Annotated in this window: 16 protein-coding genes and 1 pseudogene; 13 read left to right on the forward strand and 4 right to left on the reverse strand. The window is 44.7% G+C overall.

Annotated features, from left to right (window positions below):
* Positions 1-142: 142 nt before the first annotated feature.
* The 5 genes from J2736_RS02300 to J2736_RS02320 all read left to right on the forward strand — a co-directional run bounded on the left by J2736_RS02300 (position 143) and on the right by J2736_RS02320 (position 7,653).
* Positions 143-1,915 (forward strand): ABC transporter ATP-binding protein, encoded by a 1,773-nt coding sequence (locus tag J2736_RS02300; protein ID WP_310223139.1) that lies wholly within the window; start codon positions 143-145, stop codon positions 1,913-1,915.
* Positions 1,881-3,701, forward strand: coding sequence for an ABC transporter ATP-binding protein (locus J2736_RS02305; RefSeq protein ID WP_310223141.1), 1,821 nt, complete (start codon positions 1,881-1,883; stop codon positions 3,699-3,701). The genes J2736_RS02300 and J2736_RS02305 overlap by 35 nt, the downstream gene beginning before the upstream one ends.
* Positions 3,702-3,786: 85 nt before the next feature.
* Positions 3,787-6,003 (forward strand): GDYXXLXY domain-containing protein, encoded by a 2,217-nt coding sequence (locus tag J2736_RS02310; protein WP_310223143.1) that lies wholly within the window; start codon positions 3,787-3,789, stop codon positions 6,001-6,003.
* A gap of 36 nt (positions 6,004-6,039) precedes the next feature.
* Positions 6,040-6,906, forward strand: a complete 867-nt coding sequence (locus J2736_RS02315) for a DMT family transporter (RefSeq protein ID WP_310223145.1) — start codon at positions 6,040-6,042, stop codon at positions 6,904-6,906.
* Positions 6,907-7,014: 108 nt separating this feature from the next.
* The gene (locus J2736_RS02320) at positions 7,015-7,653 is read left to right on the forward strand and encodes a hypothetical protein (RefSeq protein WP_310223147.1); all 639 of its coding nucleotides are present in this window, start codon (positions 7,015-7,017) and stop codon (positions 7,651-7,653) included.
* A 116-nt stretch (positions 7,654-7,769) separates the two neighbouring features.
* Here J2736_RS02320 and J2736_RS02325 read toward each other — a convergent pair whose 3' ends face one another.
* From J2736_RS02325 to J2736_RS02340, 4 genes are all read right to left on the reverse strand, one after another.
* On the reverse strand, positions 7,770-9,014 hold the full coding sequence (locus J2736_RS02325; RefSeq protein WP_310223149.1) for a threonine synthase: 1,245 nt from the start codon (positions 9,012-9,014) through the stop codon (positions 7,770-7,772).
* 34 nt (positions 9,015-9,048) lie between these two features.
* Positions 9,049-9,801 (reverse strand): YheC/YheD family protein, encoded by a 753-nt coding sequence (locus J2736_RS02330; RefSeq protein ID WP_310223151.1) that lies wholly within the window; start codon positions 9,799-9,801, stop codon positions 9,049-9,051.
* Positions 9,794-10,195 carry an aspartate 1-decarboxylase gene (gene panD / locus J2736_RS02335; protein WP_310223154.1) on the reverse strand — a complete coding sequence of 134 codons (402 nt, stop codon included), beginning with the start codon at positions 10,193-10,195 and terminating at the stop codon, positions 9,794-9,796. The genes J2736_RS02330 and panD overlap by 8 nt, the downstream gene beginning before the upstream one ends.
* 188 nt (positions 10,196-10,383) lie before the next feature.
* Positions 10,384-11,148, reverse strand: a complete 765-nt coding sequence (locus J2736_RS02340) for a sulfite exporter TauE/SafE family protein (RefSeq protein ID WP_310223156.1) — start codon at positions 11,146-11,148, stop codon at positions 10,384-10,386.
* A 186-nt stretch (positions 11,149-11,334) separates the two neighbouring features.
* Here J2736_RS02340 and J2736_RS02345 point away from each other — a divergent pair.
* From J2736_RS02345 to J2736_RS02380, 8 genes and pseudogenes are all read left to right on the forward strand, one after another.
* Positions 11,335-12,660 (forward strand): annotated as a pseudogene (locus tag J2736_RS02345) (MFS transporter).
* Positions 12,661-12,836: 176 nt separating this feature from the next.
* Positions 12,837-13,802: an ABC transporter permease gene (locus J2736_RS02350; protein ID WP_310223158.1), complete on the forward strand. Its 966-nt coding sequence runs from the start codon at positions 12,837-12,839 to the stop codon at positions 13,800-13,802.
* Positions 13,803-13,843: 41 nt separating this feature from the next.
* Complete coding sequence (locus J2736_RS02355; RefSeq protein WP_310223160.1) at positions 13,844-14,734, forward strand: carbohydrate ABC transporter permease; 891 nt, start codon at positions 13,844-13,846, stop codon at positions 14,732-14,734.
* A gap of 84 nt (positions 14,735-14,818) precedes the next feature.
* Complete coding sequence (locus tag J2736_RS02360; protein WP_310223162.1) at positions 14,819-16,549, forward strand: extracellular solute-binding protein; 1,731 nt, start codon at positions 14,819-14,821, stop codon at positions 16,547-16,549.
* Between the two features lie 149 nt (positions 16,550-16,698).
* Positions 16,699-18,480: a sensor histidine kinase gene (locus tag J2736_RS02365; RefSeq protein ID WP_310223164.1), complete on the forward strand. Its 1,782-nt coding sequence runs from the start codon at positions 16,699-16,701 to the stop codon at positions 18,478-18,480.
* Positions 18,473-20,050, forward strand: a complete 1,578-nt coding sequence (locus J2736_RS02370; protein WP_310223166.1) for a response regulator — start codon at positions 18,473-18,475, stop codon at positions 20,048-20,050. The genes J2736_RS02365 and J2736_RS02370 overlap by 8 nt, the downstream gene beginning before the upstream one ends.
* A gap of 17 nt (positions 20,051-20,067) precedes the next feature.
* Positions 20,068-22,098 carry a beta-galactosidase gene (locus J2736_RS02375; RefSeq protein WP_310223168.1) on the forward strand — a complete coding sequence of 677 codons (2,031 nt, stop codon included), beginning with the start codon at positions 20,068-20,070 and terminating at the stop codon, positions 22,096-22,098.
* Between the two features lie 5 nt (positions 22,099-22,103).
* The gene (locus tag J2736_RS02380; RefSeq protein WP_310223170.1) at positions 22,104-23,723 is read left to right on the forward strand and encodes a beta-galactosidase; all 1,620 of its coding nucleotides are present in this window, start codon (positions 22,104-22,106) and stop codon (positions 23,721-23,723) included.
* Positions 23,724-23,767: the final 44 nt, after the last annotated feature.

Below are 23,767 nucleotides of genomic sequence, written 5' to 3' on the forward strand. Positions count from 1 at the left end.
CTTCTCTTATTATAACGTCAATTTTTGATATAGGAAGTGCAACTGAATAGGCGTATACTGTGAATTGCATAGGATCGGACGTTTATAATACATGGGCAAAGCCTTACAAGACAGTCAAAAATGATATGGGAAGTGATGTCGTTTGAAACCTACACGGTTATTAGTTGATTTCTTATTAAGGAAATGGCCGTTGTATGTCATTGCCGCACTCTCTATTACGGTAGGGAATATTGTGTACTCGTTCTACCCCAAATTACTGGGGATGTTTACGGATCAGCTACAAAAGGGTGGGCTCAGTAAAAGCTTAATTACGAAGTACAGTCTAGAATTGCTCGTCATCGGGGTTACCTTTGGTGTTTTATGTGCGATTGGGCAATACATGATCATGCGGAATGGGCGTCGCTTCGAATTCGAAACGAGAAATCGCTTGTTTGACCATTTCACCCATTTGGGAGCTACATTTTATTCGAAGAATGGCGTTGGCAAGCTGCTGAGTTATGTAATGAATGATGTCACGGTTATTCGAGAATCGATCTCGATGGGCATCAACCAAGTTGTAAACTCCATTATTTTAATCACTGCCGCTATTTTTTCGATGCTATTTAGTTCCATTCCGTTGTATGTCATCCTAATCAGTATCATACCATTAGTACTTATTCCTATTTTATCTGTTAAATTTCAACCCATTATTAAGGAACGGTCCTTAGCGGTTCAAGAAGCATTAGGATCGATGACGGAGTCGGCAGAAGAGCAATTCGGCGGCATTCGGGTAGCTAAGAAATTTGCTGTGGAACCGATTATGATCGGCCGATTCAGTGAAACCGTTGATCGCATTCGAGACAATCAATTACGATTAGTGCGGCTTTCTTCTTTGTTTGAAGCCATCATTCCGTTTCTGGGTGCGGTATCGCTAATTGTTGCGATTGCTTTCGGGGGCTATTTGACCATTCACGATAGGATTACAATCGGTAATTTCGTTGAATTAACGCTGTACATTCGGATGATGGTCAATCCCTTGCAGCAAATCGGACGTGTGATTAATGCCTTGCAGCGTTCACGAGCATCCTTGGAGCGGGTGAATGAACTGTTAACGATGGAATCGGAAATCAAACAGACGGAGCTTGCCCAGCCTACCCATCTCGAGCAGGAAGAGATTCGTATTGAACATTTGTCCTTCTCTTATCCAGATGATGAGGATGAAGTGCTGCACGATATCTCACTGACGATTGAACCAGGCAAATCGATTGGTATTATTGGTAAAACGGGAAGCGGGAAGTCCACCTTGATGAAAATCATGCTGCGTATCTATGATCCGCCGGAAGGGACCGTGTGGATTGGCGATTGTGATATCCGTGATGTGACGCTTGAAAGCTTGCGCAATCAAATCGCTTACGTGCCGCAGGAGGGATTTCTGTTCAGCACATCGATTCGGGATAATATTGCCTTTTTCAAAAGGGAATCGTCGATCGAACAAGTGGAACATGCCGCCAATAAGGCGCAGATTTTATCCAGTATTGTATCATTCCCAGAGAAATTTGAGACGAAGCTCGGTGAGCGTGGGGTCACTTTATCAGGTGGTCAGCGCCAACGAACGAGCTTAGCAAGAGGGATTATTAAGGATTCACCTTTGATGATTCTAGATGACAGCGTAAGTGCGGTAGATTCCGTGACAGAGAAGCACATTATTGATGCGATCAGACAGGAGCGGTCGAATAAAACGACCATCTGGATTGCACACCGTATCTCGGCACTGAAACATACCGATGAAATCATTGTGCTGCATGAAGGAAGAATTGTGCAACGTGGCACGCATGATCAGCTGCTTATGCAAGAAGGCTTGTATGCAGAGCTATATGCGATACAGGAAGGGGGCAACGAAGATGTTCAAACAGACGAAACCTCCACTAGAGCCTAAGCAAACGCAAGCCTCCTTTCGCGCGTTAGCCAAGTACGCCAAACCGCATAAGTTCACATTTGCTATAGTCATTGTGTGTGCGCTCCTAGGTATCGCGGCAGATTTATTTCAACCTTATTTGGTCAAAATTGCGATTGATGATAATTTGATGATCGGTAAAAATGACTTCAGTGCCCTGATTATGATTTGTGTGATGTACGGGGGGTTATCCATCTCAAGTATGTTCTTCAGCTACATACAAAATAATTTGCTGCAGTTCGCAGGTCAAAGCATTGTAGCTAAAATCCGCAAGGATCTCTTTCAACATATTTTCAAGCAATCCATGTCTTATTATGATAAAACGCCAAGCGGCAGCCTCATCACTCACGTTTCTAGCGATACGGAAACTTTGAACCAGTTCTTTACGCAAGTGCTTCTAAGCTTAGTACGTGATAGTATGACATTAATTTTCATCGTTGTTCTTATGTACCATTTGGATCCGACACTGACGCTGTACAGTATGATTGTGATTCCCATCATCCTGCTTATCGCGGTGGGCTTCCGTGAATACATGCGCAAAACCTATCAACTTTCACGTTCGAGATTGTCTCAAATGGTTGCTTTCACAGCGGAGAATTTATCAGGCATGCACCTGATTCAAGCGTTCCATCAAGAGAAAGAACAGATGAGTCGCTTCATGGATAAGAATACTAGCTATTTCCGAGCGAATCTGAGAGAGGTTCGAACGAATGTGTTATTCAACCGATCTTTTGACATTTTAGGCAATTTATCGATTGCCTTTATTACTTGGATTGGCGGTATTGCCGTCTTCGACAAAGCGGTTGAATTTGGGGTGCTCTACGCCTTTATTACGTATATTAGGCAATTCTTTCAGCCGATCAATAATATTACGCAGCAATGGAATACCTTACAATCCACGCAAGTGTCCATGACTCGGATATGGAACATTTTTGCGGCGCAGCCTGAAGTGAAAGACAAAGAGGCTTCAGAGCTGGTCCCGCTGGACGATGTGAAAGGTGATATCCATTTTGATCATGTACACTTCGGTTATCAGAAAGACACAGCTGTCATAGAAGATCTTCAGTTGCACATCGCGCCAGGCGAGATGATTGGTATTGTTGGTACCACGGGTGCAGGTAAAAGCTCTCTCATTAGCCTGCTTTGCCGCTTCTATGATGTTCAAGGAGGTAGCATCCGGATTGATGGTGTGGATATTCGAGACATTTCACAGAAGGATCTCCATCGAACGATTGGCTTGGTCCAACAAGAGCCTTATTTATATGCTGGGAGCATTTTGGAAAATGTAAGAATGTTCGACCCTACGATTTTGCCAGAAACGGTTATAGAAGCCTGTAAGTTAGTCGGTGCAGACGCACTCATTTCCCGGATGAAGGATGGGTATGAAACACGGATCTCAGAGCGAGGCAGCGGTTTGTCCGCTGGGGAACGGCAATTGATTTCTTTTGCCCGTATCATCGTATTCCAGCCTAAAGTACTTATCTTAGATGAGGCTACAGCTAATCTGGATTCACAAACCGAGCAACTCATTCAAACCGCATTGCATATTGTTGCTGAAGGAAGAACGACGATAGTCATTGCTCACCGGATCTCTACGATTATGCACGCTGACCGTATTATTGTGATGAGTCATGGGGAAATTGTTGAAGAAGGTACACATACGGAGCTGCTTGCTTTTCAAGGCTTTTATGAGCAATTGGTTCAGCATTCACAAGGAACGCAAACGAAGGGGAACGAAACAGAAGGCCGCATTTCATCCATAGGCTAATGATCAGGTACTAGGAATAGATAGTACTTCTCAAATCAGTGATCTCCTGTACAATTAGAAGTATGGAAGAGAGGAGATGAACAGCATGAAAACCAATAAAGTCATGATCCAATTGGGATATATATTGGGGGCTAGTGCTCTTTTAACTGCGATCGGTTACTTCTTTGCTTCGAACTGGGCGATGTTAAACCGATTCGAGAAGTTTATTCCGATATTTGTACTCATAGTGGGGTTCTATGGATTATCCGTGTGGCTTTCACGCCATGTCGGAAGAGAGTTTTTAAGTAAATTAAGTCTATTTGCCAGTTGTATATCCTTCGGTGTTGGGGTTGGGTTGATCGGTCAGACCTACAATTCGCATGCAGACAGCTATAGTTTGTTTCTCGTGTGGTTTGTGCCAGCGCTGCTGTACGCGATCTTAACAAGGTGGCAGCCTTACTATGTGTTGAGCTATATCCTTGGCCACCTTGCTTATGGTTTGTTCTTCTTTCCCAAATGGGGCAGTTATTTCGAAGCCGAGGGAGCTACACTCCTTATCTGGTTAGGGCTAGCGATTATGAACGGGTTCTTGTTCATCTTGTTTGAGAAGGGCCGAATACATGCACCATTTCTCAAATGGGTGACCTTTCAAGCAACAATATGTATATTCATTATCATGTCCGTATCCCACACGTTCGAGAACTATGGCATTTGGATGAACCTGCCGCTCATTGCGGTATTGGCTGCAGCTGTCATGTATGCGCATCGGACACAGAATAAAGTGTATCTGCTGTTCGCTGGTTTGTGGATTTCAGCCGCGATCACCACGAAGTACATTGAACTGATTATTGAGTACCACAATGAACTTTTCTTCATAGTGAGCTTGCTTTTCGTCATTGTGTTTATCGGTGCGAATGTGATGTTTATGAACTATGTGCGCGCCTGGAAGCCTGCTTCTAAGGGAATAGAAACAGGAAGCGAAGTGGAAGTCGATTCGGCTGCCAAAAGCGATGGAGATTTCAGTAAGTGGGTCGTTCGCGTGCTGACGGTTTCCCTCATTATCATCGGCTCGTTGCTAGGTTGCTTTACGTTGATTGGACTCGTAACGGTTGTTCTTGGGTTTGACGATCCTGCCAATATTCTGATTGGATATGGGTTCGTGGCTGTAATTGGTATGCTAGCTGCGAAAAAATTCAATGTGCTGGCCCGTTTTACCATTCTGTTGAGTGGACTTATGCTCGGTGCTGGTGCGGCCATTGTGACAGAGCAATCCTCGATGCTGCTCATTTTTTTAGCTTTAACACTGATTGCATTTGCTTATCTTGAAGGATTGGTTACACGGATTCTGTTCTTCGCGGCATCCATTATTATTGTAGCTTTTGTCTTGTTTGACTGGATCAACAGTGGAGTTACTGTGCTGAGTATATTGTCTGGCTTGCTCTTCTTGCTTTTTGCCAGCGGGCAACTCATACGTCAAGTTGAGTACCGGGAACCCGTCCTCTATAGCAGTTTTCCAGCTTTCTTGTTAGCCCTGTTCGCATTAACTTTCCTGACCGAGTCGGGCTGGTACTACTTCACGAATGTGCTGTTCTTTTTGTTGGTTCTCGCAGCGATTGTGATAAGCAGACAGCTTCAAGTTCAATGGGTATACGCTTGGTCCATGGGCTTCTGGATTGCTTTCCTCGTGTACAAATATTACGATTTGGCTTGGAAGCTGCTCCATAAATCCATTAGCTTCGCGATTATCGGACTTCTAATTCTAGGGATCACGGTGTGGCTTGAAAAGAGACAAAAACCCGAAGAAGACGCGGCATCGCATCCGCTTCCTGTATATGGAGCAAATCGTTGGCTCATTGCTTTACTGATCTTATTGCAAGTGGGGGCTATGTCTTTACAAATTGGCAAAAGCGAATATCTTCTTAGTCATGGCAAGCTGATTAAGTTGCAACTGGAACCACTGGATCCTCGCTCATTGATTCAAGGTGACTATGTACGGCTTCGTTACACCATTTCATTGCCGCCAATGTATCAAAATAACCTGGAAGAACGGACGGGTAAAGGAAAAGTAGCCGTCGTTCTTGCGCCAAGTGGGAACTCGGAAGTGTATGAGTTCCGCAGGGAGTATAAACCAGGCGAATCGCTCTCTCCTGAGGAAATTCGGTTGAATGGTGAAAGAGAGGGATACGAAGGGATCGTATACGGTATCGAGAATTTCTTCATCCCAGAGGGTACGGGTAGAGAGTATGAACAAAAAGCCAAATTTGCGGAAGTAAAAGTCTCGACAAATGGTGATGCGATACTCGTACGTTTAACAGAGAAATAAGTCAGCATTTATAGAAAGAATGAGGTAACGAACATCATGTGGCTGTTATTTTCCGTCCTCGCGGCACTATGCTTTGGGCTGCGAGGCATTTTATATCATTGGTCAAGTCAGCAATCGCTGAATCGGAATGTTTTGCTTTGCGGCACGTTTGCTATGGGGGCCATTGTAAGTTTTGTGTGTGCACTAATCTGGCAAGCACAGTGGGAAACCACCGCACTGATTGGGATTCAAATGGGGTTGTTCTCCTTCGGAGCTAACGCCAGCATGTTCAAAGGCTTCGCAGTGGGCAAAGCTTCGTTAGTTGCGATTTTAACAGGTTTACCATCGGTGGTGGTCGTATTATTTGCATATGTACTATGGGGTGAACGGCTGAACTTGCTTCAGCTGTTTGCTTTTGTCGTTATTGTGATAGGTATTTTATTCGTCAGGTATTCCAATGATATTACGTTGAAAAACCTTCAAGGCGCGGGATGGGGCGTGATTGCTCTCCTTTTATTTGCGGCCAATGACTTGTCCAGTAAATGGACAACACTTGTACACGCGTCGTTATTTCCGACCTTGTTCTTTATGTTTACGACAGGCACGATTTGCTTTGGCATCTGGTGGTGGCGGGATAAGAAGCAAGGTGATGAACAATCTTCAGCAAGAAGCTCGTGGACAGAACAAAAGACGTTCCTATTTGGTATGGCGGTTGGCATTACGAATGTCATGGGAATGATTCTTATTATTCATGGTTTTGCAAATGGCATTACGGGTCTGGTTTCTGCCGTAGTTGCCCTGAATGTGCTGATCGTCTTGTTGTATACGCGATTTATTTTGAAGGACAAATTCTCAAAGCTCGAACAGTCCGGCTTAGCGATAGCGATGGTTGGCATCCTTATGATGAAGCTTGTTGCTTCTTAAATTCGCAATTCATCATGTAAATTACAACATATACTTTCTGATCTGGCGTAAATGCGTTACAATAAGAATATTCGTGCCATTAAGAATGATTCAGGAGGCTATACGACAATGACAGACAAAGATATCGAAACACAAGCAACCGAAGAGATTGAACATGATCCGGAACGTGATCAGGCCCAAGTCATTATTACATGGTTTCAACATATCCAAGAGATTGTGAAAGAACAATTCCCTGAATATGAAGTCGATGGGCAAATTGGGAATAACCCGACTTACGGTCCGATGTTTGCTTTTACCCTCAAAAAAGACGAGAAGTCCACAGCTTGCGGATTTTTCTTGAATGAAATTATGCGTAATTTCCAAACGAACCCTAATGCAGGATTATGGTTGTCCTCATTCTTCGTAGATTTATTGAGAAGTGACGAGAGTCATCTGCTTCCGAATCCACCGCAATCCGAAGATGAAGCCAAAGAATTACTGGACAAGCATATTGTTCCTTATTGCGCGGCTGCCGTACGTGAGGAGTTCCCTGAACAGAAGATTTATGTAGATCTAGAGCTGCATGAGGAGCATGGCCCCGTACTTGAGGCTGGCTTCGTAGCTGTAGAGGATGGCAATAATACATGTGCATTACCCCTGCAATATTTAATGACGTTATATTTACTGAATCGTGACCCTGCAGAACCCCTGATTCAAGCGATGTACCGATTGTATGAGGAAAATAATTTAGGTCAAGTAAATACTTAGTTACTATGCGAGCCACCCATTTTGGGTGGCTCGATTTTTTTGGTAGACCATGTAGGCTGTGAGACATCGCAAATAGCCGTCTCAGCCGCGTATTAATCACCGTTACAAGTATCTCTTCAAATATTCCGATATACCATAAACTCCTCATAAGTCTTTATGATCGGAATCGCTGCGCTGGCACCCAACTTCGCATATTTCATCGCATGGGAAGTGTTGAATAATACCACAGAATCGGTGGAGCGAAGCCACCCTGTGTCACAAAGGACTAGCATCGCTGCCCAGGTTGCTGCGCCCTCGGGGGAAGAGGAAATGCCCTCTGCCCCCAAGCTTTGCGTGGCTTGGGCAATTTGTTCTTTGGAAACCGCGATAGCGGTTCCGCCACTTTGCTTCACAATCGACAGAAGCAACTCCAAATCCGGGGGATTTGGTACGCGCATTCCTGTCGGGTTGGGGATGATTTTGTGCGGCTCCGGAGCCAACGAAGCATCACTGTCATGCGTTGGCGTCACGGCCATCGGTTGACCTAGACCATCGACAATGGGTTGGCAACCTGACTCTTGCACACAGACGAATCTAGGCATATCGCCTTCGATAAAGCCGAGTTTCTTCAATTCTAAGAAGGACTTCCACATACCTATAATGCCCGAACCGCCGCCTGTGGGATAGATAATCACATCAGGGAATGTCCATCCCAGCTGCTCGGCAAGCTCTAGGCCCATTGTTTTCTTACCCTCAACTCGGCCAGGTTCTTTCAAAGTCCCGACATTCACCCAACCTTGCTCCTTGCGGCCCGACTCAATGATTGCAGCGGCATCATGAATAAAGCCATCGACCAGCACTGTCGTTGCCCCGTACAAAGGGCACTCATCGACAATGAGGGAAGGACAGTCCATAGGAATGAACACAAAAGCTTGAATACCAGCTCTTCCTGCATACGCGGCTAAAGCCCCTGCAGCATTCCCGTTGGAGGGAACAGCGGCTTTCGTTGCCCCAGCTTCTTTTAATAAAGACACGGCTACTGAAAATCCGCGCGATTTAAAGCTGCCTGTGGGATTTTGTTCCTCTCGTTTAATCCACAGACGTTTGAGTGATAATTTGCTCTCCCAGGTCGGCATACGTAACAGTGGCGTCCAGCCTTCACCTAAGGAGATGATACTGGCCTTATCCTGTAGGGGAAGCAGCTCCTGATATCGCCACATGGAGGGATAACGGAGCTGTAGAGAAGCTTTCGTAAAAGTCTTGGCAACGTGTTCGAGATCATAGTCAACCAATAACGTGCCGCCGCATGCGCATTTCATGTCTTGATAGCGGAAGGGCAGCCTTGCAGAACATCGTGAGCATTGCAGCTCCCATTGTTTCATTTGTGGGCCTCCTCAGCGTCTCTAGCAGGAACGGTCATGGCTGTTTCCTGCGAACATGAAATGATTTTATTTTGTGAAAGGCAGTTTTTGTAGGCAGCCTTAGAAATAATTCAAGCATCGGGGCAAAGTTTACTTCGATAATCCATACATTCCCTTGTTTATCAAAGGCCATATCAATGCCCATTGTTTTGACCCAACGATAGGATGGACCTAACTGCTCGGCTGATCGCAGGGCAACATTGTGCAGCTCCGCAAGCAGCTCGGATGTCGGCATGTCCTTAAGCTCTGAGCCGCGGAGCGCACTCTCTACCGTAACAACACGGCCCCCGCTTCTACGAATATTGGTGATGATATAGCCTTTACCCGCCACTTTCGCCAACATGCCGGTTACTTGCCAGGGTGATTTGCTATGCCGTTGAACCATCACTCTCAGATCAAAAGGACGTCCATTCTTGGTTGCTAGATGAATACGTTGTTGCACGATGTAGTTTTTATTTGCTTTTTTCTTAATAAAAGCATTCAGATCCTCAGGATCATGATATGTTCGGTGTTTTGCGCCATCCTGGACCTCATAAGCAGAGTTACCTGAGGTTTTGACCTGAAGGACACCACTTCCGCCATAGCTGCCAGTCGGTTTTAAGATGAGTTGCCCATATTTGGGCAGCATACGCCAGAAACTGCTCACACTCAACCAATCCGTTTCTGGCAGCGCAGCTTGAAGTTTTTTGGACTTGCGAAGCAGCTTATATTTCGTCCATTTACTTGTGGAAAGATGACTCTTACTCATACGCTTTCTCTTCTTGCCTTTGTATAACTAGATCATGTTCCTCTACTTGAAGAAGTTGGTTATGCTCATCAACGAAGACAACCTGCGGCTTAAGTGAGCGAATTTCTTCTTCGTTCATTAGCCCCATGCTGAGAATGATTACGAGGTCTCCCGGAGAGAAGAGGTGGGCGGGGGGACCATTCAAACCGATCTTGCCACAACCTTCTGGTGCAGGAATCGCATAGGTTTTCCATCGTGTTGCATTACGGAGACTGGTGACTTGCACCATTTCATACGGATAAATATTCGCTTTGCGCATCAGTAATCCATCAATCGTAATGCTGCCTACATAATCCAAATCGGCTTCCGTCACAGTCGCACGATGTATCTTCCCTTTACACATTAGTCGCTGCATGTGCAGTAGCGCTCCTTTATAATCACATGTTGTTCTTCACAGGGTATGAGAGTGTCAAGGATCACGATGTAGGCATGAGGCTATTTTTAGCAAAAAATAGGCTAATCTTTTGACGGCGTACTCGCATTATTTCCCGGGAAACGCGAGGTAAAATAAAAAAGCAGAGCTCAAGGCTCTGCTTTCCAAAGTTAGATTAATTTTAATCCACTAATTAATACTAAGCTGGCAATAATCGTACGTAGTACGTTAGTAGGTGCTTTCGTTGCAAGCATACTTCCGAGAAGTACGCCAGGGATCGAGCCGATGAGTAGATTAATGACGAGCGTATAATTCACATTTCCCAAGCTAGCATGTAGAATTCCTGCTGTTGAGGCGAGTAGGAAGGCATGCGCGATATCTGTCCCTACGAGCTGTGCAGGCATCATTCGGAAAAAGTAAAGCATAGCAATGGCATATAGGGATCCAGAGCCAATAGACGTAAGACCAACAATAAAGCCAAGAACCGCACCAATGATAATCGTGAGCCAGCGTTTCTCTTCGAGTGATTTTAGCTGCCAACGATTTTCTTTCATACGGTGTCCGAAGAACACCTTAAACAACGTTGCGAAGGCAACTAGAATTAATACATAACCAAGTGCATGCTTGATAATGACTTCTTGATTGTCGAAGAAAGAATCGAACACCTTCAGGAACACGACCGCGAGTATAACCCCAGGAAGACTGCCTAGGGCAAGCATTTTGACCAGTTTAAAATCAATTGTTTTCTGCCGCCAATGTTGGATCGTTCCGAACAACTTCGTGATTGAGTTATAAAGAAGGTCTGTACCTACAGCAATGGAAGGGTGAATGCCAATTAAAATTAAGATGGGAGTCAGCAAGGAAGCGCCGCCAACACCTGTCATTCCGACCAGAAACCCAACAATTACACCCATTAGAATAATACTCAAAGTCATGTTGTCATGTCCTCTTTTCAATTACCCACTAAACACATTGGATTAATTTTATTCCCATGTCTATGATTTGTAAAGATATATTTTCCAAGCTCGTCCTGTCCTTTAAGTAAATATCGTGCTATTCTTCAAATCTGGAATCAGGTACAATGGGTAGACGTGTCAAAGTTAGCTTTGGGAGGAAAAATCATGCGTAATCGAACTACTGTGATGGTCAGTATCGTATTGGCCATGTTAGTCGCGTCTATGGATACGACAATTGCTAATACAACTATGCCGATCATTGTGAATGACATTGGTGGAAACAGCCTGTATGCTTGGGCGTTTACTTCCTACATGGTGCTCTCTACCGTACTTGCTCCTTTGGCAGGACGATTGTCGGATTTATTTGGGCGCAAGCGCATCTATGCGGCGGGTATTCTCTTATTTCTTGGGGGCTCAGTTCTCTGCGGTTTAGCAGACAGCATGGTGCAGCTCATTATTTTCAGAGCGATTCAAGGGATTGGTGCAGGGGTGATGATGCCATTCCCATCCATTATTGCCGGCGATATTTATCCGGTGGAGCAACGAGGCAAGGTGCAAGCTTTTTTCACGGGCATGTGGGGGTTATCCGCAATTTTAGCACCAACATTAGGCACATTTTTTGTAACGTATTTGAACTGGCGCTGGATTTTCTTCGTAAACGTCCCGATTTGTCTGATTGCCTTATTAGCCTTGTTGCCATACAAAGAAGTCTATCAACCGAAGAAAGCCGTCATCGATTATTGGGGCGCACTCCTGTTTGCGGCGGGGATTTCGTCATTATTACTAATAACGGTGGTCGATTCCTATACCTTTGTGTATGGAGGCGTTGGTGTATTGCTGCTAGTTGTCTTTTTCCTGTATGAAAAAGGGCATGCTGCCCCACTTGTTCCACTGACGCTAATGCGAAATAGGCCCGTGGCCTTGATGATAGGCGGTTCTTTTCTCAGCTGTGCGGCGCTTTTCGGAACGTCCAGTTTTATTCCCTTATTTCTGCAGAATCAAGGGCACTCTCTGTTCATCAGCGGGATTGCATTACTGGGTACATCCATCGGGTGGATGGCAGTTGCCGTCCCTAGCGGGAAATGGGTGATACGCTTCGGCTACAAGCCGTTGCTGCTAGCGGGGAACGCATTGCTTGTCGTAACCGCGGTAATGCTTTTCTTAATTGAGTAAGGGACCTCTTTTGGATACATATTCAGCGCACTTACGATGTTAGGACTTTCGTTTGGACTGCTGTTTACGGTATCAACAATCGGTGCTCAACAGTTAGTGGAAGCACATCAAAAGGGGATTTCAACCTCACTACAGCTGTTCGCGCGGAACATCGGTACAGCAGTTAGTGTCACCGTGATGGGGTCGATTGTGACGAAAGCGGATGTGTTCTATACGGGGATTCATGGCATGTTTGTATATGGTTTGATCGCTACGTTAGTGGCATTTGCGGTTCCTCTAGCGATACGTTCGGTGCGAGAAGAGTCATTGTCAGGATAATACCGATTCACAGAAAGCCGTCCGATTAATTCGGGCAGCTTTTTTTTATAAATAGAAGAGCCTTGAATTAATAAAAAGAGCAACTACTCTCATTTCTAGGGTCGTCAACTGAGGTTTGTAAGGTTGTTGGCTTCACACTCTGGGCGCATAATGAAGAAGTAAGGAAGGAGGTCGCGATGGGAAAAATCATGACAAAACCGCAGTCAACAGTCGGAACTAATCAGGGTCATCGGAGGTCATTAGGACGCACGCTGTATTTGCAGAGATATTTATTAATCATGACAGTGCCCTTCATTATCTGGGCCTTGATATTTGCTTATGGCCCGCTCTGGGGTTGGATCATGGCGTTTCAGAAGTATAAGCTCGGGTTAGGGGTGTGGCACAGTCCTTTCGTAGGGTTGGACAATTTCAAGCAGCTTTTTCAGGACAAAGATTTCTATTACGTACTTAGAAATACGATGGTCATGTCTATCATGAACTTGTTAACAGGCTTTGTCGGGGCTATCACCCTAGCTTTGTTATTAAATGAAGTTCGTGTAACCGCATTCAAGCGGACGATTCAAACCATAACGTATATTCCGCACTTTGTTTCGTGGGTTGTCATTGCTAACATCCTGCTGACTTTTTTATCACCAGATAGCGGTATGGTCAATACGTTTCTGATGAAGCTGGGGATCATCGATTCACCGATTTATTTTATGGCGAATGAGGGGCTGTTCTGGTACATCCAAACCGCGGCCAACTTGTGGAAGGAGCTAGGATGGAGCACAATTATCTACTTAGCGGTGCTTGCCAGCTTGAACCCGGAGCATTATGAGGCGGCAGATGTCGATGGGGCAACTCGGTTTCAAAAAATGAGATATGTGTCTCTGCCAGGCATTATGCCTACAGCAATCCTATTGCTTATTATCTCCCTTGGCTGGACGATTCAAGGTGGGTTTGAAGCTCAATATTTGCTTGGTAACCCTGTGGTCATCGGCCGTTCAGAGGTCCTTGATCTTTATGCGCTGCGCTATTCAACAGAAATTGGTGATTTCTCCTATGGTGTTGCCATTAGTATGTTCAAATCGCTCGTCGCCATTACTCTGGTTGTATCGGTAAATTTCTTAGCGCGGAAGACGGAGGGTAGTCGGTTGTTCTAGAAAAAGAAGGTGCAAGTCGTTGATTTGTTAGGAGGTTGTTCATGCTTCGGCACCGTGCGTTCAGTGATGATGTCTTCTCGATATGTAATTATTTATTTCTAGCAGCTCTTGGATTCTGTACGCTTTTCCCATTTATTCATCTGCTGGCGATTTCCTTTAATGAACCATTGGACTTAATAAAGGGAGGCGTGACTTGGTTTCCGCGAAAGTTCTCAACGTTTAATTACGAATACGTGTTCAGTAACAAAAATTTATACATGGCTGTTGTTATCTCCATAACGAGGACCGTAGTTGGTACCGTATTAGGTGTGGTTTGCACTGCGATGATCGCATTCGCTCTTAGTCGCAAGGAGTTCATCTTCCGCAAATCGTTTAACGTATTCTTCGTTATCACCCTGTATGTAAATGGTGGACTGATTCCAACGTATCTGTTAATTAAGAATTTGGGTTTAATGAATCACTTCTGGGTGTACATTCTGCCTATTCTCGTAAGTGTCTATAATGTCATTATTATGCGAAGCTATTTCGAGCAACTGCCGGAGGGGGTTGTGGAATCTACACGAATCGACGGTGCCAATGAATTTCAAACATTATTCCTCGTTATTATTCCGATTAGCTTACCTGTCATTGCAACGATTACTTTATTTATTGGCGTACAGCATTGGAACTCTTGGTTTGATAATTACTTATACACGAGTCGTGATCAGGGATTAAGTCTTTTACAATATGAACTCATGAAGGTATTATTGCAATCGGTTTCACAGTCAGCAACGACAACCGCACAGATGGGGGCTGATAACGTAGCGAAACTGAGTCCGCAATCGATTCGTGCCGCATTAACCATTGTTGTCACTTTACCAATCCTATTCGTGTATCCCTTCCTGCAAAAGTATTTCGTTAAAGGAATAACCATCGCTGCGATGAAAGAATAAGACACGGAGCAATACCAAATGAAATTACAGACGGAAATGACATTCCGCAGATAGAAAACTAATTTTAAAGTGAGAGGGTGTCCTATGATTAAAAAGAAAAGTGCCCGTCATTTCCTATTCCTTTCCGTGAGTTGTATGGCTGCAATCACATTCTCTGGTTGCACGTCTTCCAATACGGATACAGAAACCGCTACGCCAAAGGCAACAACAGCGGAAAGCACAGCAGCGGCAACTGCAGCAGCCTCACAGAAACCGAATGTAACCCCAGTTACCTTCTCCATGAGTACAGCGGACAACAAGATCTCATGGGATAACCCAGTTAGTAAGAAGCTTACGGAGAAAACAGGCGTTTCACTAAAATATGATTTAATCGTAGGCGACGAGAAACAGAAGTGGGACATTTGGTTGGCTGGTGGAGATTATCCAGATATTATTCCTTTGGATCCTGTGCATATCAAGAAATACAAGGATGCTGGCGCTATCATTCCATTAAATGATTTGATCGATAAATACGGCACGAATATTAAAGCAAAGTATGGCGAGTATTTTAATCTTTTAAAGTCTGAGGATGGCAAAATCGATTCGATATCCAGTGTGCTTCTGAACAAAGAAGCTTCACCCGATGCCTCGCCGAACTTTATCATTCAATATGATGTGTTGAAAGAAGCAGGCTATCCGACAATTAAAACATTGGATCAACTATATGACATCATCAGTAATTACGTGAAGAACCATCCTAAAATTGATGGGAAAGAGACGATTGGCTATTCAGCGGCTATGGCCGATTGGATTATGGATGCACAATTTAACAATCCCATCACCTTCGCTGCGGGCTTACCCGATCATGGCAACTTCCGTATCGCTGCCGACGGTAAGGTGACGTATAACCCGCTTTCGGATGATGCCAAAACGTATGATCAATTTCTGAATAAATTGTACACGAATGGTCTCTTGGATAAGGAAACATTCTCACTCAACATGGATGGCATGCGAGCCAAAATGGCGCAAGGGCGTGTACTCGCTGCATTTGCACCGTCATGGGTCGTTGGTGATACAGAGAAATCACTGCGAGCTGCGGGGAAACCAGAACGGGCTTACGCACATATTCCGGTTTATTTTAAAGAAGGAACGGTGGATCACAATAATACCATTACACCAACAGGCGGGGGTACGGGTCAGTGGGTAATTACAAAGAATGCGAAAAACCCTGAGCGAATCATTCAATTCATCGATTATCTGTTCTCGGATGAAGGGCAAATTTTGACGCATTGGGGTATTGAGGGTTCAGATTACGAAGTCGTTAACGGCAAACGTCAAGAAACGAAGGACAAAATTGCCAAAGTAGCAGCGGATCCTGACTATGCATATAAATCGGGACTTAAAAGTGTCAGCAGTGGAACAGCAGGAGACTGGTTCTCGTTGGGTAATGGCACAAAACTAGGAGATGGCGACTACGCGACACCAGTGACAAGAGATTCTGTTGTAGCGAACTATGACGCCATGACCAAGGAAGTATTGGCGAAATACGGTAAGAAAGTATGGGCAGACTTCCTGCCGCCAGTTGAGAAAGTGCCTGGTTATTTATGGCAGCTAACGCCACCAGATAGCACGAAGGTTCCCCAACAAAAAATTAGTGGTGATTGGCGTAAACTAGTGCCTAAAGTTGTGATGTCCAAAGATGCAGCAGAGTTTGAAAGTAATTGGCAGCTCATGAAAGATACGATTGCCAAAGATGGATTAGCCGCATATGAGGCAGATTTCACAAAATTGTGGGCTGATTTTAATGCTGGCTATCAGAAGAAATTAGGGAAGTAAGAAAGGTTGAGTTGGATAATGGCAAACTCCTTATCTTGCTCTAAGATAGGGAGTTTGCTATGAGATGAAGGGGAAGCTGGTGCCATATCGAATTACCATAGAAGGCGGGAAGAACCGTCTAATCAAGAGGCGTCGAGGGGATCAGAACCATGAAAATCCGCACAAAGCTTATCATAACGCATTTACTTATTATGCTGGTTCTCCTGGGTTCCTTGACATATGTACTAGTCAAACGGAGCAGCGATCTTGTCTTTGATAACATTATTGAGAATGCAACACTGTCGCTGTCACAAGTTCGTGTTAACCTAGATCATAAACTAGGTTCGTATGAGGATATTGCCAATACCCTGTATTTAAATACTTCCTTGCAAGATATGTTGATGAGGCATTTTCCAGATTTGCGGGATGCGTATGATGAGTATTTTGCCAATTTTGAGCCTTTAGATTCTGCCGTGAAGATAACCCAAAATGTATCACGTCTCATCATATACACGGACAATCCTTCATTTGTATTCGCAAATTTTCATTTAATTGATAACGATGTGAAGTCGAGTAATTGGTATCAGGCTGTCATCCAAAGCCCATTTGGTGCCTATTGGACAGCTTCTTATATGAATGAATTTCCAGTGGAACGTGTATTCAGCTTACGCAAAAGATTAAATAAGCAGGATCCGAACTCCCCAATTGTCGTGTCGATTGAAGTGAATGTCAGTGTGTTAAATGAACTCATTCACGAAGAGAGCAAAGGGAAACGTTTTATTTTCACAATGCCGGATGGTGTCGTACTTATTGATAGCTCGGATGCCAACCCGATTAAACATCTGGATGAACTTTCGTTTGCTAAGCAAATTCAAACATCTGCTGAGGGCAAGCTTCAATATAAAGATGGCAAAGAGACCTATGAGGTTCTTTACCAAACGCTGAATTCCCGAAATGTGGTTAAAGGGATGAAAGTTATTACACTTATTCCGGTCACAGAACTCATGCCCAAAATCAACCAACTGAAATCCTTATCATTCGGATTGTTTATCATTGCCTGTGTGATTTCGGCAGCGTTGATTTTTGCTTTTTCCTTAGGGCTAACACGCCGATTTACGGAGCTTTCGATCAAAATGAGACGTGTTCACAAGGATAATTTCCAAAGCTTCATTGAAGTGAAAGGAAAAGATGAAGTGGCCCAGCTTGGTCAAATCTTTAATGTGATGGTGAAGCGGTTAGGTCAGCTAGTGAACGAGCGCTATCAATCGGAAATTGATCGCCAGGAACAAGCGCTTCGTACGAAAGAGGTTGAGCTGTATGCCTTGCAGGCACAGATTAAGCCGCATTTTCTATTCAATATTTTAAATACGATTCGTGGGAAGTTACTGATTGCAGGTGATCGGGAGAACGCGCAGCTTGTTGGACTACTGGCGAAGTCATTTCGGATGATGCTCAAGAGTGGCGGACAAACGATTCCATTAACCGAGGAAATTGAGTTTATTGAAATATATTTGCAGCTGCAATCCTATCGCTATGTGGATAAATTTGTGTTTGATATTCAAATTCCTGTTGAAATGATGAGGATGACGATTCCGAAGCTATGCTTGCAGCCACTTGTGGAGAATGCGATTACGCACGGGATTGAACTCAAAAAAGCTAGCTCCCAGATATGGATCAGCGGCGAATTTATTGATGGTCATATACATCTAATAGTTAGAGATGATGGTTTGGGCATATCAGCCCAGCGATTAGACGAAATCCATCGATGGTTGCAAGAAGATAGTACGCTTTCGCGCGATGCGCATATCGGCTTACAGAATGTTCACCGGCGTTTGCGGGATCTGTATGGGGAAGCGTACGGATTGCTCATTGAAAGTGAAGAGGGCCAAGGTACCAAGGTAACTATGATCATTCCAGAGCAGCCACTCCAAAGAGGTGATACCGATGTATGATGTATTAATTGTCGAAGATGAGCCGATCGCTCGCGCATCCTTAACCTATTTACTCGATTGGCAGAAATACGGATATGAGATTAAAGGGGAAGCCGAAGATGGCCAGCAAGCTCTAGAGATGATGAAAACCCATTACTATTCACTCGTCATTACAGATATTCGCATGCCGGTTATGGGTGGATTGCCCTTTATAGAAGAACTGCGAAAGTTCTCGGATGCTGCCGTGGTTATTCTCACAGGATATGGTGACTTTGAGTACGCCAGACAAGGTCTGAAGCTTGGCGTTCAGGATTACTTGCTAAAGCCAGTGGATGAAGATGATCTAGTTGCTGTCTTGAACAAGGTCAAAGATCATTTAGATCTCAAATACAAGACGAGTAAACAATTAAATTTAGGTGTATCGGCGCTGAGAGATCAATTCTTCAAACGCTGGGTGCATGGCCAAGTGAAAAGGCTGGAATTTGAGGAGCAGACGAAGCTGTTGGGTATTCCTGAACATTGGCATTCTAGCTGCTGCTTGTTAGTAGAGATGGATTTCATCCATGCGCTTCATACCTACTTGACTGACCGAGAGATGGAACTAAAACGATTCGCAATTCGCAACATCATTGAAGAAATCTGCGGTGATGCTGGCTTTGTTTTTGAAGAGTCGGAGGAACGATATACGCTGTTGATTCTTCATTCTGAGGAAAGCCTGCAGGGTGAGGCTAGCCCAACTTCCTTGGCGGAAAAGCTTTGCGTGTCTATCCAACAATTTGTCAAAGAAACGGTCAGTATCGGTGTTGGTCAACCCGTAAGGACTTGGGGACGAGTAGCAGAGTCATTTACATCCGCTGAAGCAGCATTAGATGGGAAGTTTCTGAACGGGCATAATACGATTTTAACCAGTCCTGCCAAACCCATAGAAGATTTGGATCAAGCTCATTTGTGTCATTCCATGGAAGTGAATGTGATAGAAGCCATGAAAACCTTACAGTCGAGTCAGGTGCAACAAGCGCTTGTACAATTGAAAGAAGTGTTCAAATCTGGCCTCTTGTCAGAAAAGGCCATTAAAGTAAATGTTTTAGAGATTCTTCTTCAGCTCTCTCATGTCGTGAAGGATGCTGGAGCAAGCCAAACGCTCTTGTTCGATGATAAGCTAGGCGATTATGAGCTTGTCATGCGGAGTAAAACAAGTGATGATCTCTACCAATTCATTGCAGACAAGTGTATGGCTGTCTTAGAACTCTTACATCGCATGAAAGATCAGCAGCCGAATAAAGTATTTGATACCGTAAAAAGACTGGTTCAGGAACAGTTTCATACACAGATTAGTTTGCGGAGCGTAGCACAACAGGTTTATATGAATCCTCATTATTTAGGGAAGCTGTTTAAAGCAAATGCGAATATTTCTTTTAATGAATATATGTTGCAACTACGTATGGAGAGAGCCAAAGAATTGTTACGCCTCACGGACAAAAAAGTATATGAAATTGCCCAAGAGGTTGGCTTTGGAGAGTTGGACTGGTTCTATAAACGGTTCAAAAACTATACGGGCGTCAGCGCGGGGGAATTTAGAGCCTCAGTTTAGCAGATAGGAGGAGCAGAATGTATTTCGGAGTTTGTTATTATCCGGAGCATTGGCCGGAGGAGCGTTGGGAGACCGATGCGAAGATGATGCGAGAAGCGGGAATTAACATTGTCCGAATAGGCGAGTTCGCTTGGTCGCGCATGGAACGCAGGGCGGGTAGCTTCGATTTCACTTGGTTAGATCGGATAATCGGCATTTTGGCTGGGGAAGGTATTCAGGTTATTCTTGGCACGCCGACAGCAACGCCGCCGAAGTGGTTGATGGATCAACACCCTGATCTATATATGCGTGATATGTATGGGGATGTTCGTGGCTATGGGAATCGACGACATTATTGTTATAGCAATGACAATTATTTGCCTTATATCTCAACGATTGTGGGCAAAATGGCCGAGCGGTACGGCAATGATCCACGTGTCGTCGCCTGGCAAATTGACAATGAATTCGGCTGTAACGAGACGACGCGCTGTTATTGTGATAATTGCAAAACCAAATTTCAGCTATGGCTGAAGGACAAATATCAAGAAATTGACCATATGAATGCATGTTGGGGCACTGTGTTTTGGAGTCAAATCTACAATGAGTGGGAAGAGGTCATCGTACCAGCGTACACGGTGTTTCCGCTCCATAACCCAGGCTTAGTGCTGGATTATCGTAGATTTGCTTCGGATGCTGTTTGCCGGTTCCAGAAGTTTCAGACAGATCTCATTCGGCAATATGCGCCGCAAGCGACAATCACGCACAATATGATGGGTGCTTTTAATGAAATTGATGCATTTGATTTATCTGAGGATTTGGATATTGTTTCTTGGGATAATTATCCGAACTTAATGTTTACCAAAGAAGTCGATCCAGCGCTTGCGGCCATGCAGCATGATATAACGCGCGGGCTGAAACGGACGAACTTCTGGGTTATGGAACACCAAAGCGGCCAGCCTGGCGGAAACATCATGTTTCCAACTCCGAAACCGCAGGAATTGCGCAGATGGACGTACCAGTCGATTGCTCATGGCGCAGATGGGATCTTGTATTTCCGTTGGAGAGGCTGCTTATTTGGTGCGGAGCAATATTGGCATGGTATTTTGGCGCATGATGGTAAAGCAGGGAGGAAGTATCGGGAGGTGCAACAGGTCGGATCCGAGTTGACTAGAATTTGGCCATCATTGGAGGGCTCAGTTAATCAAGCTCAGGTGGCAATGATTCGCTCCTATGACCATGAATGGGTGTTCGAAATTCAACCACATATCATGGACTACACATACATGGACCATTTTAAGAGCTATTATCACTATTGGTATGACCATCAGATCGCAACAGATATCCTTGCACCTCAAGCTGATTTTTCTGGATACCGGGTCCTTGTTCTCCCTCATTTCATAATGACGACCGATGAGCTCGTGGCAAAAGTGTATGAATATGTTCATGCAGGAGGCATTATTGTGCTGGATTACCGTGCTGGCGCTAAGGATTGGCATAATCGCATGGAAGCGCTCACACTTCCTGGGAAGTTCTCAGACTTACTAGGAATCAGCGTAGAAGAATATGGCGTTCTAGGGAAAGAAGAGTTTCGTCGAATTCGAAGGCTTGGAAATGAAGAGATCTATCACGGGAGGACTTGGTTCGATGTTATTGAACTGCATGGTGCACAAGCTTTAGCTACCTTCAGTGAAGATTATTTCTCTGGCTGTCCAGCGGTGACGATGAATGAGTATGGCAAAGGAAAGGCGTACTACATTGGTACGGAGCTAGATGCCAAGCTGCGAGATGACATTTTCAGTGCAATTTGTCGAGATGCAGAGCTGGCCATGTCAGGTGATGGCATCGTAACGGACTCACCTCGCGTTGAGATTGTATCCAGATTCAAAGGAGGGCAGGCGTATACGTTTGTTATCAATCATTCAGTAGAGCCTGTTCACGTACAGATCGCTAATCCCAAGTATGATCTGTTATCCGAGAAGGAGCTTCACGGGGTAACGGAACTTGGCGGAAATGGAGTCATGATTTTGTGTGGAGCTGAGTCTTATCGCAGTGCTACAATGGAGGGATAAATGGTATGGAAATCGGAGTGGCCTATTACCCTGAGCATGAGAAATCGGAGCAATGGCCGATTGATTATAAGAAGCTCCAAGAAGCAGGTATTCCTAGTATTCGAGTTGCCGAATTTGCTTGGTCAACACTGGAGCCTGAAGATGGCCTATATAACTGGACATGGCTGGACGAGTCAATAGAACTTGCTGCTAAATATGGCATAGGGGTTGTACTCTGTACACCGACAGCTTGTCCGCCGATTTGGTTAATTGAAAAATATCCAGATGTGCTGCCTGTGCATAAAAGTGGCAAGACTATAGGCTTCGGTGCCAGGCAGCATCGTTCGTACTATTCATCCAACTATTTGATCTATTCAGAGCGAATGGTTAGTAAGATGGCTGAACGTTACGGACAACATCCGAATGTAATCGCATGGCAGTTGGATAATGAATTTGGCGGTGAAACCAAATATGATTACGGCGATTGCGCGAAGCAAGCTTTTCAGCAGTATTTGGCTGATAAATACGGGACGATCTCGCAATTAAACGAGGCTTGGGGTACGGTGTTCTGGTCCCAACACTATCAGACCTGGGCGCAAATCCCATTGCCTGCCCCGATTCAAAGTGATGTGATGATGTGGCCGCATTCCAGCCTTGAGCTGGAATTTGCGAGATTTTCATCGCAAGGACTGGTTCAATATGCACGCATGCAGGAGCGTGTGCTTCGCCCGTATATCGGAGATCGCCCGATTACAACGAATGGGTTCATGTTTTGTTGGGGAGATAATATCAACTGGGTCGACATGTTCGCTACGCTAGATGTTGTCGGCATGGATATATACAGTGATAAACCGCATGAAATTGCTTTCTATTCGGATGCGAGCCGCAGTGTACGTAATAAACCTTTCTGGATGATGGAATACGGCGCAGGTGCTGCTCAGTTGGAGCGGGATATGCGGATCATTGAGGAGCGAGGGTGTGAGCGGTTTTTCCTTTTCAAAATGAAGCCATTTCCCTGGGGGCAAGAACAAGGGAGAGGCGGCAAAGAATTGCTCACCATGACAGGTGAACCTACGTACAATTACAACGTCATTCAGCGCTATACGAAGGCACCTACGACGAAAGTCGAAGCTGAGCTTCAAACCGCGCCCACTATCGGACTGTACTATCACTTTGACAGCTCATGGAGTTATCAGATCTCCGTTTCGGATCGGCTGCCTTATGCCAATTATGTCGTGGAAAACGTCTATCGCCCGCTATTCGAGCTGAATAAGCAAGTGGATGTGGTATATACGCCAAGACAGATAAAGGACTACGAGCTGCTGATTCTGCCGCTTCATATTATATACGAAGCAGAATTAGAAGAGGCGTTGATTAGGTATGTGCACAATGGTGGGAAGTTAGTTGTTACAACCGATGTTTTCCGCAAAAATGCTTCCAATGTATTTTTAACTGAAGTACCTAAGCTCTTTAGAGCGCTTTTCGATTGGCAACCGAATAACTTTGTGACTGATGTAATGGACATCACACAACCGATCGTGCTTGTGCATGAGACGGGGAAAGGGAAATCATGGCTTATTGCTAGAGACAGTTCGCCGGAAGAATGGCGAGAAGTGATTAGCAAGTTGACAGCATGCCCAAGTTAGTAGATTATGGGTAGATATACGAATATAGAAAGAAGTGAGTGTAC

The organism is Paenibacillus qinlingensis (genome assembly GCF_031455095.1).
GTDB lineage: Bacteria > Bacillota > Bacilli > Paenibacillales > NBRC-103111 > Paenibacillus_E > Paenibacillus_E qinlingensis_A.